This window comes from Eubacteriaceae bacterium Marseille-Q4139, assembly GCA_018223415.1.
Taxonomy (GTDB): Bacteria; Bacillota; Clostridia; order Lachnospirales; family Lachnospiraceae; genus CABSIM01.
The window spans coordinates 3,526,067-3,539,088 of the sequence record JAGTTQ010000001.1 but is presented as its reverse complement, the minus strand read 5'-3'; the positions used below and the strand labels follow the sequence as shown (position 1 = coordinate 3,539,088).

The following is a 13,022-nucleotide window of genomic DNA, read 5'->3' as shown; positions in this document are numbered from 1 at the left end:
TTCCGGGGCGGGGATATAAGGCCGCTTTTTATAAATTCTTAATCCGCTCCAGGGCCTTTACGGAATTCTCGTAGGTTCCGAAGGCAGTCAGACGGAAATATCCCTCTCCCGACGGCCCGAAGCCGGCGCCCGGCGTCCCGACGATGCCGGCCTTGTTGAGAAGGAAGTCGAAAAACTCCCAGGAGGTCATGGAGCCCGGCGTCTTCATCCAGATATAGGGGGAGTTGACGCCGCCGTATGCCGTATAGCCGGCTTTTTGCAGGCCGTTTACGAGAAGCGCCGCATTTTCCATGTAACGATCCACCTGGGCCTTTACCTGGACGCTGCCCTCCGGCGAGTAGACGGCCTCGCCGGCCCGCTGGATGATGTAAGGTGTCCCATTGTACTTCGTACCCTGGCGGCGGCTCCAGAGGCTGTTAAGCGTAACGCCCTTCCGCTTTAAATCCTTCGGGATTACCGCGTAGCCCAGGCGAAGGCCCGTAAAGCCGGCTTTCTTGGAAAAGCTCCGAAGCTCGATGGCGCATGTTCTCGCACCGCGGCATTCATAGATGGAATGGGGGATCCCGTCCTCGCGGATATAGGCCTCGTAGGCCGCGTCAAAGAGGATGATGGCCTCGTTTTCATTGGCATAGTCCACCCACTTCTGAAGCTCGGGAAGACGGATGGCTTCGCCGGTGGGGTTATTGGGGAAGCAGAGGTAGATGATGTCGGCACGCTCTTTGGGAAGCTCCGGGACGAAGCCGTTTTCCTCAACGCACGGCATGTAAACCACCTTTTCAAAGCGGCCTGTCGCCTCGTCGTAATTTCCCGTCCTGCCGGCCATGACGTTGGTGTCCACATAAACCGGATACACCGGGTCGCAGACGGCCACAATGTCGTCGGCGCCGAAGATTTCCTGAATATTCCCGCAGTCGCATTTGGCTCCGTCGGAAATAAAAATCTCATCGGGGGCAATGTCACAGCCGCGCTCCGCAAAATCCTTTTCTGCGATGACCTTTCTTAAGAATTCATAGCCCTGTTCCGGCGCATAGCCGCGGAAGGTCTCGGCCTTTCCCATCTCGTCCACAGCCTTATGAAGCGCCTCAATGATGGCCGGGGCGATGGGCTGGGTCACGTCGCCGATCCCTAAGCGGATGATCTCCGTGCCGGGATTTTGTTCCTGGAACGCTGCCACCTTTTTCGCAACGGCTGCAAACAGGTAGCTCCCCTGTAATTTCAGATAATTTTCATTGATTGTAAACATCGTATTTTCCTCCTAATCTTCCGGCATTAACATCGTCACCATCTGGGCGCTTTCCATCATGGTGCGGCCTGTATCCATACTCGTCTTCTGGAGATAGCGGTGTGCCTCCGCCTCCGTCAGATGATTCCGTTTCATCAAAAGCTTTTTTGCACGTCTTAAAATCCCCTGTTCCTCGGCACTCTCCACGAACCCGGCAAACAGCGGGTGTACCCGGTTGGGCCTGGATTTGAATTCGGGATGGGCCTGGGTGCCAACGAAAAACGGGTGGTCGGAAAGCTCGATCATCTCCACGATCCGTCCATCCGGGGACGTACCGGAAATCATCATCCCGTTTTCTGAAAATGCCTGGCGGTAGTCGTTGTTCACCTCGTAGCGGTGGCGGTGGCGCTCGCTGATCTCCGGCTTCCCGTAGAGCTTATATGCTTTCGACTCTGCCGCCAGCACGCAGGGGTAGGCGCCGAGGCGCAGGGTGCCGCCGATGTTTTCCACACCGTTCTGTTCCGGCATGAGATCCACCACGGGGTGAGCCGTATCCGGGGCAAATTCCGCGCTGTTGGCATCGGCAAAGCCAAGGACGTTTCTCGCAAAGTCCACGATGGCCATCTGCATGCCAAGGCAGATTCCAAGGAACGGCAGCTTGTTTTCTCTTGCATAGCCGGCCGCCAGGATCATCCCTTCCGTGCCGCGGCTTCCGAAGCCGCCGGGAATCAGGATGCCGTCGACGTTCGCCAGATACTCGTCCAGGTTCTCCTTTGTCAAAAGCTCCGAATCCACCCATTTCATCTGCACCTTCGTGCGGTTTGCGATTCCGCCGTGCTTTAAGGCCTCTATAACGCTTAGGTAGGCGTCATGGAGCTTCACGTATTTTCCAACCAGGGCAATGGTCACTTCACTCTGGGGATTTTTTAAGGCGTCCACCATGTACCGCCAGTCGGCAAGCTTCGGCTCCGGACAGGGGAGATTTAAACAGGTGCAGACCGCGTGGGCCAGGCGCTCCCGTTCCATCACGAGGGGTACCTCATAGAGCGATTCCATGTCGGGATTCTGGAGCACGTTTCCCTCCGGCACGTTGCAGAACAGGGCGATTTTTGACCGCACATCTTCGGAAAGTGGAACCTCCGTCCGGCAGACGATGATGTCCGGGAAAAGCCCCATGCCCTGAAGGGCCTTTACGCTCTGTTGGGTGGGCTTCGTCTTAAGCTCGCCGGACGCCCTTAAATACGGCACAAGCGTCACATGGATCAGGACGCAGTTCTGGTAGCCGATCTCCTGGCGAAACTGGCGGATGGCCTCCAAAAACGGCTGGCTCTCGATGTCGCCGACCGTGCCGCCCACCTCGATGATGGCGATCCGGTTCTCTTCGGGATCTTTTCCATGGTAGAAGCGATTCTTGATTTCGTTTGTGATATGCGGGATCACCTGCACGGTGCCGCCGCCGAAATCCCCGTGGCGCTCCTTCTGGAGCACCGTCCAGTAGATTTTTCCTGTTGTCACATTGGAATTCCTATCAAGGCTCTCGTCGATGAACCGCTCGTAATGGCCGAGATCCAGATCTGTCTCCGTCCCGTCGTCGGTGACGAATACTTCGCCGTGCTGGATCGGGTTCATCGTCCCGGGATCCATATTGATGTATGGGTCAAACTTCTGCATTGTCACCTGGTATCCCCTGGCCTTTAAAAGCCGGCCTAAGGACGCAGCCGTGATGCCCTTTCCAAGGCCGGACACGACTCCGCCGGTCACAAAAACGTATTTCACTGACATGCTGCACCTCCGAAAACTTTCTGCTTTATAAAGAAAAAAGGTGACAGAATCCTCAGGACTCTGACACCATTGTCTTGACACCCAATCTGTTCTTATATTCTTTTCCAAAAACCGTTTTTCATACGGAATCTGTTCTTTTCATAGAAAGCACTTTACCGCTTCCCCGTGACAAAAAAATATGGAACTACTATATTCCTTTTTTGCCGATTTGTAAAGCAGTTTTTTCAGAAATTTTTAAGGGACGCCGGATTTTTTCAGCGTCCCATGGTTTTGTCTCTCTACACATCTTCTGCCCCGCCGGAAGCGGCTTCACTTTCCGGCGGCTGCTGGGATTCTCCGTCTGCCGAGGGCATCCGATCACCTTCTCCCGGCTTTTCCGGCCGTTCAGGGCCGTTTGTTCCGGCCTCCGGGGCTTCGGATTCGCTGTCCGGTTTCTCGAAGGCTCTTGGAGCTCCCGTCTCGCCTTCCGGTCTCTCAAAGGCTCCCGGAGCTCCGACCTCGCCTTCCGGCTTCTCGAAGGTGCTCGGATCTCCAGCTTCACCTTCCGGCTTCTCGAATGCGCCCGGCTCGCCTGCTTCGCCTTCCGGTCTCTCAAACGCTCCCGGATCCCCCGTCTCGCCCTCCGGCCTCTCAAACGTACCTGGTTCTCCCATCTCGCCCTCCGGACGCCCTTCCGCGCCGTCCAACCGGCGGCCTCCGGCGCCGCGGCCTCCGCGTCCCTGGAAGCCGCCATTTTCCTGGCCGGATTTTGTAATGGTACCGTCAATGGTAAGTTCTGTCTCCTCTTCGCCGGTCACAAGCCGGTACACATCCCCGTCCGCAAACTCCGGCAGGCTCAAAAGCAGGCACTCATACGTCTTTTCCGGCGTCCAGGAGAAGACCTCGTCCCCATCGGCGTTTGTCAGGCTGATGAACGTCCCAGCCTCTTTTCCTTCCTCATAGAACACATAGATCATCTTCTGTTCCGAATCCGAAGAAAAGCTCTGCATCATCCGGCTGCTGCCGACAGCAGCAAACACGCCGCCGCTTATCTCGGCCGTCCCGTTATAATCCAGGGCGCCGTCTCCGCCGGACTCCGGCCCGTTGATATAGGCGGTTCCGCCGGTCACATACAGGTTCCCGTTGGAGTCGATACCGTCGGCACCGGAATTCACGGTAATTTCCCCGCCGGAAATCCGCACATACACATCCGGATTGGCTTCCATTTTAGCTCGCTCGTCTTCCTGCTCATCGCCGGTGGAGACGGCCGCCGCATTGATCCCGTCATCGGTGGCATTCACCGAAATGATACCGCCGTTGATGTCGATTTTCATGGCCTCCAGCCCTTCATAGCTTTCCGTCACGTCAATAGTGCCGCCGTTGATGGTAAGCCAGGTCTCCCCGTGGATGCCGTCGTCGCCTGCCGTCACGGAAATAACACCGCCGTCGATCACCACATAGCCCTTGTCGGGATCGCTGTCGTTGTTGGACTTTAAGCCATCCTGTCCGCTCACGGCGGTAATCTCACCGTCCCGGATCATCAGGGCATCCTTTCCCTTGATGGCGTCGTTCTCCGCCGTCACCTGAATCGTTCCCGACACAATCCGCAGATCATCCTTGCTGCGGATGCCGTTGCTGTAATTTCCTTCTACCGTAAGGCTGCCCGTCCCGTTGATCGTCAAATCGTCCTTGCTGAAAATGGCAGCGTCCGGCTCATCGTCCTCCTCGCTATCAAACACATAAAGCGTCCCGTCCGACACGGTATTTTCCGTCCCGCCGGCCAACGTCAGGATCAGCTTCCCGCACTGGAGCCCGTAGACCGGCGACGATGTCACATGGGAAATGGAAAAGCCGTCGAACACCAGCCGTACTACGTCGTCCTTACCGGCATCCACCAGAATCTGTCCCTCATAGTCTCCACGGAACACATACGTTCCGGCGGCATTCACGGTCAGAACTCCGTTTTCCTCCGAAATTCCGCTTCCCTGAATTTCGGCCTCTTTCCCGCTGCACGCAATCACAGCGGCCGCTTCCTCCTCCGACCATTCCGCATTCAGGTCGTCCTCGTCATAGGAGGCGGAAATTCCTCCGGCCGCTTCCAGGCTGTCCTCGGCGGCTGCTTCGCTGCTCTCCGCCGCTTTTGTCTCCGCCTCTGTCCCGGCCGTGCTCTCCTCTGTCATGCCAGGCCCAACCTCCGTACTTTTCCGGCAGCCTGTCACCTGGAAAACCAGGCAGGCCACCATGAAGGCCGCGGCCCCTTTCGTCCACAGCAATCGTTTTCTCATCCCGTTCTCCTTCCTGTTCTCTATAAAACGCCGTCCTCCCGCTCCGCCAGCCGGGCGCAGGAGACCGTCAGGTTCCCGTTTCGGCAGCGGACAGCGTCCAGCATCTCTTTTTCCTTTTCCTGCTTCTTTAATAAAATCTCATATTCCAGCTCATAGAGGCTTCCCATGTTCACGGTCTTTGCCCGTACCAGGCTCGCTTTTCTTGTGTACTCCTTAAAAATATCGTCAAAAATCCCGGCGTACTCCAGGTTCTCCGGTATGGTGACCTTTAACGCCTTCTTTAACATTCTATCGTCCTCCGCGGGAATTGCAAGGAAAAGGAGCGTAAGCCCCGAAACCGCCGCCGCCAGGAACGCTGCCGCGCCAAGATATCCCATTCCCGTCGCAAGGCCGATGGCCATGGCGGCAAACACACTGGTAATCTCCCTGGCACTTCCCGGCATGGAGCGGAACCGCACGAGGCTGAAGGCGCCCATCACCGCGACTCCCGCGCCGAGATTCCCGTTTACCAGCATAATCACCATCTGCACGATGACCGGCAATAGAATCAGCGTCATTAAAAAGCTGCGGCTCGCGCTGTTTTTGTACCGGTGCACCGCCGCTAGGCACAGGCCAAGTACGGCTGAGCAGGCCGTACAGACGAAAAGATTCGCGGCTGTCATATCCACCGTACCATTTAATAAAAAACTCTCAAGCACAATCTTTGTTCTCCTCTCTCGTTTCTCTGCATGCCGCCTCAAGCTTCCGATAATACGTGCCGTATTTGGAAAAGGAACACGGGAAAATCCCGTTTTCGCTTAAGGCATGGCAGAGCCACATGGGAATGGCCCCGGCTGCCTTAAGCTCCATTAACACAAGCCCTTCCTCGATGATCCGGCTCCCGTAGCTTCCAAGGGAAAGCTCCAGCTCATAATCCCTGCCAAGAAGCTTCCGGTCAAAGGTGACGCGGAGCGACGGATCCTCTGTCCAGAAATACGCCGTCCGCTCGTAGGATATGTACGCCTTCGGCATGAGCCCGTACCGCGCGGCGGCAAAATCCAGCTCCTTAAAAATCTGGTCGTCCCGCCCCGTTTGCTCCCTGTTATAGAAACAGGCTCTGGCTTCCTTAAGCTCCATGGCGATCCGTCTTTTATAAACCACCGAGTCGTATTTCTTCTTTAACTCCATGAACACCTGGGAGTCGGAGCGCAGCTCCCTCCCATATGCCCGCAGCCTGAGCTTTTCCTTATAAACCGGCTTTTCCAGGGAGCGGCGCACCAGAAGAAAATCCGGCGTGTCAAAGTAGATGTTGCTTATCTGGTATTCCCCGTATTCGTCTTTCTGAAGCCGGCCTCCGGCGGCAAGCATGAGCCGTCCGTACTGGGCCTCCGTCATCAGATATTTTTTCTCCAGTCTCTGAAATACTTCCTGCACCATGCGTCTTTCCCTCCCTGCATGCAGTTTTTCTCTGTTTTCGCATTTAAGGGTACAGGGAAAATGTGACGGCGAGTTGTTCAAATTGTGAAGAAAATGCAAAAAGCGCCGAAGCCCCAGGGAATTTCTCCCCGCAGGCTCCGGCGCCTTTTTCTGTTCCTTTACTCCACTTCTTTATAAGAAATTACCGAATCATATGCTTCTGCCTCCGCCTTCAGCACCGCTTCGTTTCCCACGGTGGCGATGCTGGCGTTTTCAAGCAGCTCCGCAAAGAACGCGGCTGCCGCCTGCTGGTCGGAAAGCGACGCATGCTTCATATCGTTCACCGTTTCCGCCAACCGGCTGTTATCGCGTCCCATGATCTCGTTTTCGATGGCTGCAAGCGGTTCTGCCAGCACACCGCTTACCTTGCCGTAGCTGGAAAGGGCGCTTAAGATGTAGCCGTCCAGCTCTTCCTCCGTAAGCTCAAGCCCTGCAATCGCCTCCGCCAGGCCGTCAAATACGGCCAGGGTCTCTGACGCGTTGGGATCGCTGTAACTGTATGCCATGACGCCGCCGCTATTTGCACTGAATGAGAGACCGGCGCTGTATGCCCCCATCTGGTACCGAAGCTTCGGGACAATATACTGATCCGAGGCGGCCATCAGGAACGGGACATACCTTCCCTGGAACCCATCTGTCTCATACGCATACGCAACCTGTGCCGAATACTGGCTGGCTCCTTCGATGGCTGCGGCCTGCCTCATTCCGTACGCCGGGATCTGTATTTTTACGTCTCCCGCCTCCTGCTCCGGCAGAGCCCCAAGCTGCGCCGCGGTCACATTCCGGATCATCTCCAGCGATTCCTCCGGCGCCGCACACGCAAAAATAATCCGGCCTTTCTTTAGAAGTTTCCCGGAGGTTTCCGAAAGCTTTCCTGCCAGCTCCTCTCCGTAGGATGCGTCTTCGTCCAGCTTCTGTTCGCATTCCTTGAGATACTGATAAAATTCCTGCCCCAGGTAGGTCATCCTGTACGCATAGTCCCGGTTGATACCGGCTCCTGCCAGATCCCTGGCTAAACTCATGGGATCCGATGTTCTGGAAAGGTCGTACTGATCTGCGTTTCTTTCTAAAAGCTCCCGGATACGGGCCGTGTCGCTGTAATCCGCCTGACTGAGCGTTTCCAGAAGAAGCTTAAGGGACGCCTCGTAATCCTCCGTCAGCGCCGTCCAGCTAATCCGATACATCGGACGTCCGTCCTCACCTTCCGGGTAGATTTGAGTCGTACTGAGGGAATAAAAATACTCTCCGCCTAACGCCATGATTTCTTCCGTGGAATGTTCCCCGGTTCCAATTTCGCCGTGCAGCAGATCCACAAGGCCAAGCTCAAACATCTGTTCTTCCGTGAGCTCCCCGGCATCCAGGTAAAGGACGTAGCTCCCTACCTCTTCTGCCTCCGCCGGAGCAAGGAAGTACGTCACGCCGTCCTCCTCTGATTTCGTATAGGAAATATTTGCCTCCACATCTTCAATTTCATCGGGATCCACCACAAAATCATTGTTGGAAACGGTCTGCTCGTTCCATTCACGGAAGCTTTCCGTATCCTGAATTAACTGGTTGATCTCTTCCTCACTCATGGAGGCCTTCTTATCCGAAAGCCACTGCGCCCGCTCCGCATCGAGCTCTTCTGCAAGTCCCGGTTCTGGCACACTGCTCACAAGCGCCGTCCTTTTCGCATCCCTGGCCGCCGCTGCCAGACGGCGGATGGTTTCCTGTTCCGCATCCTGTTCCAGTTCGGAAAGCACGTTCTCAAACGTCTCGTAATAATCCGTCCGCCCGGTGTGAGCCCACTGGTTTATGATATCCGGAAAGGCGTTGACTCCCACGTTGGACGCATTTCTAGTAAGATAGGACGAAGTTTTTATCTGTTTCAGCACAGAATGTAAAAGCTCCTCCTGGATTCCTTCCTCCGCCACCTGGCTTAATGTATCAAGCACCGCTGTCCGGAAGGCCTCTGCCTGCTCCGGCTCGGCATAGGTGAGCACGAAGAACAGATACGGCTTTCCTGTCGTGATCTCCATCTTGACCCCCGCAGGATTCTGGATTCCCTGCGCCTTCAGGTTTTCATAGAAAGCACCGTTCTCCTGATTCAGGACGCTTGCTACCACCTGCCATGCAAGGAGATCCTCCCATGCGGCTTCCTCCATGCTGATCGCATAGTCAATCCGGGAGGCGTTTTCCGAGGCATCGCCTTCATAAGCCGGAACCGGCACCGTCACTTCCACATGGCCGTCTTCTGTCTTCGGATCCTCATAGGCCGAAAGATCCGTACCATTTACACCGGCCTTGGACAGATATTCACTGTCCAGGAACTGAAGCACCCGCTCGCAGTCCATATCCCCGTACAAAAGGATCAGGCTGTTGTCGAAATGGTACGCCCGCTCATAGGTGGCAATGGCCCCCTCGTAGGTCAGATCTTTGTAATTCCGATGCATCCGGCCGATGCTGTTGGCCGCATACTGTCCGGGAAACAGCGCGTCCAACACGTTGTTGTTTGCCTCAGAATTCACATCCGTCAGATAGGCATTGTCCTCGGCAAAGACCGTGCCCGTCATGACAAGCTCGCCGTCGGGGCTGTCAAGCTCATAACGGAGCGCCTCTCGCTTAAACAGATTCTCCTCCGTCAGAATCCCCGGTGCAGCCATGCAGCTCATGTACACATCCATCATTTTTAAAAGCTGGTCTTCACTCTCCGAGGCGAGCGGATACATGGTAAAGACCGAATAGGTAAAGGCATTCACGAACGTATTGTAGCTCTTGCCCATCAGGTCAAAAAACAGCGTCGTGCCGGGATACTTTTCCGACGAGGTGATGATGGCATGCTCAAAAATATGGTTGGTATCGGTCTCATCCACGCACGGCGTGTGATAGCCGATGCAGAATGCCAGCTCCGGATCGCTGTTGGCAATCCACGCCAGCTTTGCCCCGCTTGCTTCATGGGAAAAATGGTAGATTTCTCCCTGAAGAATCGCGCTTTCGGAAACCGAATCCAGGGTAAATCCCGCCGTGGTATTTCCTACCTCCCCAAAACTGGCTTCGGATTCCGCCTCCGCGCTTTCCGTTTCCGGAACCTCCGTGCTGCTTTCTTCTGTCTGGGCAGCCGTTTCCGTTTCCGGCGCCGCGCATCCGACTGCCGCCGCACCTGTCAAAAATGCCGCTAAAAGAAAGACGGCCGCTTTCGTTCTGTTTTTCCTCATCCTTCCTCTCCTTCCCAAAGCTTCCTGATTTCCTCCCTTTTCTCCCGCCGGATCAAATACAGCCCAACCGCCGTATAAAAAATGGTGGTTATGACTGCCGAAATGATCTGAAACATGGAGGTTTCCGGGTCACCCACAAATAAAAATGCCGTGAAATCAATGATGCTGTGGACGATCACCGGCCCCCAGAGGCTGCGCGTCCGCACATATACGGCGCCGAAGAAAATCCCCATTGCTGACGCATAGCATACCTGCAAAACCGTCGCCGGCAGATCTCCGTTTAACAGGTTGATGAGATGCACGAGGCCAAAGGCAATGCCGGAAGCCAGCACGCTCCAGAGAATGTAATTCTCTTTCTCCCTCCATCTTTGCATCATATTTCCCGCAGGAATCCCGCGGCAGGCAACCTCTTCAAAAAAGCCTGGGGCCACGCCGCATAAAAGCGCATAGAACACACCGCCAAGGGAAGCCCTGAACGGGAGTCCCGCCATGGAGTATTCCACCAGGTTTGACGCCGCAACGATGAGCGCAGGTGCCGCAAGCCAGAAGGAAAGCTTCCCATTCTCACTGCTAAAACCAAAGATAAATTTCCCGCCGTTTGTGCGCTTCATGACCGCGATCATGAGAAAGGCCAGCAGAATCCGCAGGACATCGTTGACGATGGCCGGCAGATCCCGGAACACCCGGATTCCCTCTCCAAACACGTTCAAAAGAACCAGGATCACGGCCTGCCCCAAAAGTGCCACCCCAAGGATGCCAAAAACCGGCAGGACAAATGCCGGAACCAGTGGATATTTCAAAAACCAGTGGCTCCGCTGTTTTTTTGTTCGCATGACAGATACCTCCCTTGCCTGCTCCTTTTCAGAAACATAGAATTCTCTGACAGTGTAACAGACCAGGCGCAACAAAAGCGCAACAAATCCGCCATGTTTTATCATTTTCCGCCATTTAAGCCGCGTTCAAATTCAAAGCTTCCGTTCCGCGCCTCGGCCCAGCTATAAGAAGGCAGATAATCGTTCCGGTACTGGTTGACGGCAATCGGATCGCCTTTTAAGAACCGGTAATAATCGCAGTCCATGTTTTCCGGCACAACCGCCATGGAATTGAAGCCTTTCACGAGGATCTCCTCTGCTCCGGCCTTCTTTAACGCCGTTTTCATGCTATGGACAATGGTACGGAAATAAGACTTTCCTGCCACCGAATTTTCCATGTCCTCAAACAGGGCTGCATAGGCCTCTCCCGTCGTCACTGCCGCGCCGCGGTGGTCGATCAGATACGCCAGCAGTTCCTTTGCTTTGGAACGCTCAAACCGAACCGGGACTCCCTCCACAAACACTTCAAACCCGCCGAAGGTCTGGACGCGGATGCGGCATTTCGTCTCCGGCTCCCCGTAAAGGAACGTCAGCTCCCGCTTAAGTGCCGCCTCGCTCACCGGCTTTAAAAGGTACCCCGACGCATGCATGGCAAAGGCCTCCACCGCATAGTCAGCATATCCGGTCACAAAAATAATATGCATGTCCGGGCGGAGGCGCTTTAACCGCACCGCCAGCTCAAGCCCTGTCATGCCGCCCATCTGGATATCCAGAAAAGCCGCGTCTGCCGGAACGGCTCCGGCCGCCGCAAGCGCATCCTCCGGCCAGGAAAAGGACAGGATCTCCGCCTCCGGACGCAGCTTTTTTAACATCATCTCCAAACCGTCCAACATCATTTTTTCATCGTCCACCACCAAAAAGCGCATCAGAACCCTCCCACCAACGGGATCCGCAGAGTCACAACCGTCCCTGCCCCGCTGCTTTCCATCTTCATTTCGCCTTCCACCATGCTCTCCAGCCGCTCCCTCACGTTTTCAAGCCCGATGTGGGCATGGTCTCCCAAATCCGGAAGCCCCGCCGCCTGTTCCATTCCGATGCCGTCGTCCATGACAACAACAAAGGCGTCCTCCTCCGTCTCAAACGTCCGTATGGTGACGGTTCCGCCCTCCTTTTTCTGGAGGATCCCGTGCCGCACCGCGTTTTCCACCAATGGCTGAAGGGACAGGGGCGGAACATAAAAGTCCGTGGCCCGGATGTCATAATTTACCTGAAGCCGCTCCTGAAACCGCTGCTTTTCCAGATACAGATAATGTTTCACATGGGCCAGCTCCTTTTCAAAGGGAATCGGCTCCCGGTTCTTTAAGCTGTCCATATTGGCCCGCAGGAACATGGCAAATTCCTCCGTCGCCCACTCCGCCTTTTCGGGATCCGTCCTGCATAAACAGGCGATGGTTCCCAGGGCGTTGTAAAGAAAGTGAGGCTTGATCTGGCTTAACATGATGTCGATCCGCTGTTCCGCCAGCGCCTTCTCCTGCCGCTTTAAGGCAAGCTCATGTTCAAACTGGATATTCACAAGGATAAATAAAAGCGCCAGGGCCACCCCGATATTGACGACAGCGATGCCGCGCAAAAACATCTGTGCCGCGCCGCAGCCAAGGGGCACAAAAATGTAAAGGAGAAAAAAGATCAGCTCCCGCCGTTTTAACTTCCCGTGGTAAAGGATTAAAAGCAGCGTAAACAAAAGATAGCAGAATAAAGGCACAAGCTGAGAAATCAGGAACAGGCTGCCGCGCTGGTAGCCATTGTCCGTCACATAAAAGAACGCGCCCGTAAAAGGGCTTAAAACTGCAAAAAAGACATGTACGCCGCACACCGCCGTCACCGCCCTGCGGCAGAGGCGCTGCGCCTGCTCCGAAGGCTTTATGTACTCCGTGATATACAGTGCGAAAAAGTACAGCACAAAGGCAGAAGAAACGTAAAAAAGCGCAGAAAGGGCCGCCAGCAGATTCTGCTGAAAGCCCGGGGACGGAGAGTGAAGCACCCAGTCCGCCAGATCCCCCACAATCATAAACAGATTGGAAATGCAGACGCCTAAAAAGAAGCGGTTCAGCTTCTCCTTGTACCGTCCGCCGCTTACAAGATAGACAATCGGGATCAGAGACAGAATGATTCCAAAGCTGTCGAGAGCGATGTTGGCTGCAAGCATTTGTTCCATGGATGATTTTTCCTCCGGTTAATAAAAAGAAGCTGATGAAAAATCTTCAACCAGCTTCCCTTTGTTTCCTGCTTTTCA

General features: G+C 55.1%; 9 protein-coding genes. All 9 read right to left on the bottom strand.

What is annotated here, in order from left to right:
- Window positions 1-28 precede the first annotated feature (28 nt).
- The 9 genes from KE531_16875 to KE531_16835 all read right to left on the bottom strand — a co-directional run bounded on the left by KE531_16875 (window position 29) and on the right by KE531_16835 (window position 12,944).
- Window positions 29-1,243, bottom strand: a complete 1,215-nt coding sequence (locus KE531_16875) for an LL-diaminopimelate aminotransferase (GenBank protein ID MBR9955263.1) — start codon at window positions 1,241-1,243, stop codon at window positions 29-31.
- 12 nt (window positions 1,244-1,255) lie between these two features.
- Window positions 1,256-3,004, bottom strand: a complete 1,749-nt coding sequence (locus KE531_16870) for a CTP synthase (protein MBR9955262.1) — start codon at window positions 3,002-3,004, stop codon at window positions 1,256-1,258.
- A 278-nt stretch (window positions 3,005-3,282) separates the two neighbouring features.
- Window positions 3,283-5,268 carry a carbohydrate-binding domain-containing protein gene (locus KE531_16865; protein MBR9955261.1) on the bottom strand — a complete coding sequence of 662 codons (1,986 nt, stop codon included), beginning with the start codon at window positions 5,266-5,268 and terminating at the stop codon, window positions 3,283-3,285.
- A 20-nt stretch (window positions 5,269-5,288) separates the two neighbouring features.
- Window positions 5,289-5,966, bottom strand: coding sequence for a DUF4956 domain-containing protein (locus tag KE531_16860; protein ID MBR9955260.1), 678 nt, complete (start codon window positions 5,964-5,966; stop codon window positions 5,289-5,291).
- The gene (locus KE531_16855) at window positions 5,959-6,684 is read right to left on the bottom strand and encodes a polyphosphate polymerase domain-containing protein (GenBank protein ID MBR9955259.1); all 726 of its coding nucleotides are present in this window, start codon (window positions 6,682-6,684) and stop codon (window positions 5,959-5,961) included. The genes KE531_16860 and KE531_16855 overlap by 8 nt, the downstream gene beginning before the upstream one ends.
- Window positions 6,685-6,842: 158 nt before the next feature.
- Entirely contained in the window at window positions 6,843-9,917 is a 3,075-nt protein-coding gene (locus KE531_16850) for an insulinase family protein (protein MBR9955258.1), read from the bottom strand.
- Window positions 9,914-10,750: a CPBP family intramembrane metalloprotease gene (locus KE531_16845; GenBank protein MBR9955257.1), complete on the bottom strand. Its 837-nt coding sequence runs from the start codon at window positions 10,748-10,750 to the stop codon at window positions 9,914-9,916. The genes KE531_16850 and KE531_16845 overlap by 4 nt, the downstream gene beginning before the upstream one ends.
- 101 nt (window positions 10,751-10,851) lie before the next feature.
- On the bottom strand, window positions 10,852-11,655 hold the full coding sequence (locus KE531_16840) for a response regulator (protein MBR9955256.1): 804 nt from the start codon (window positions 11,653-11,655) through the stop codon (window positions 10,852-10,854).
- Window positions 11,655-12,944: a histidine kinase gene (locus KE531_16835; GenBank protein ID MBR9955255.1), complete on the bottom strand. Its 1,290-nt coding sequence runs from the start codon at window positions 12,942-12,944 to the stop codon at window positions 11,655-11,657. Before KE531_16835 ends, KE531_16840 begins: the two co-directional genes overlap by 1 nt.
- Window positions 12,945-13,022 lie beyond the last annotated feature (78 nt).

What these genes read in the sequence shown, in the direction of transcription:
- KE531_16850 (MBR9955258.1), bottom strand. Translation starts at nt 9,917, where the DNA reads ATGAGGAAAAACAGAACGAAAGCGGCCGTCTTTCTTTTAGCGGCATTT.
- KE531_16845 (MBR9955257.1), bottom strand. Translation starts at nt 10,750, where the DNA reads ATGCGAACAAAAAAACAGCGGAGCCACTGGTTTTTGAAATATCCACTG.
- KE531_16875 (MBR9955263.1), bottom strand. Translation starts at nt 1,243, where the DNA reads ATGTTTACAATCAATGAAAATTATCTGAAATTACAGGGGAGCTACCTG.
- KE531_16865 (MBR9955261.1), bottom strand. Translation starts at nt 5,268, where the DNA reads ATGAGAAAACGATTGCTGTGGACGAAAGGGGCCGCGGCCTTCATGGTG.
- KE531_16840 (MBR9955256.1), bottom strand. Translation starts at nt 11,655, where the DNA reads ATGCGCTTTTTGGTGGTGGACGATGAAAAAATGATGTTGGACGGTTTG.
- KE531_16870 (MBR9955262.1), bottom strand. Translation starts at nt 3,004, where the DNA reads ATGTCAGTGAAATACGTTTTTGTGACCGGCGGAGTCGTGTCCGGCCTT.
- KE531_16835 (MBR9955255.1), bottom strand. Translation starts at nt 12,944, where the DNA reads ATGGAACAAATGCTTGCAGCCAACATCGCTCTCGACAGCTTTGGAATC.
- KE531_16855 (MBR9955259.1), bottom strand. Translation starts at nt 6,684, where the DNA reads ATGGTGCAGGAAGTATTTCAGAGACTGGAGAAAAAATATCTGATGACG.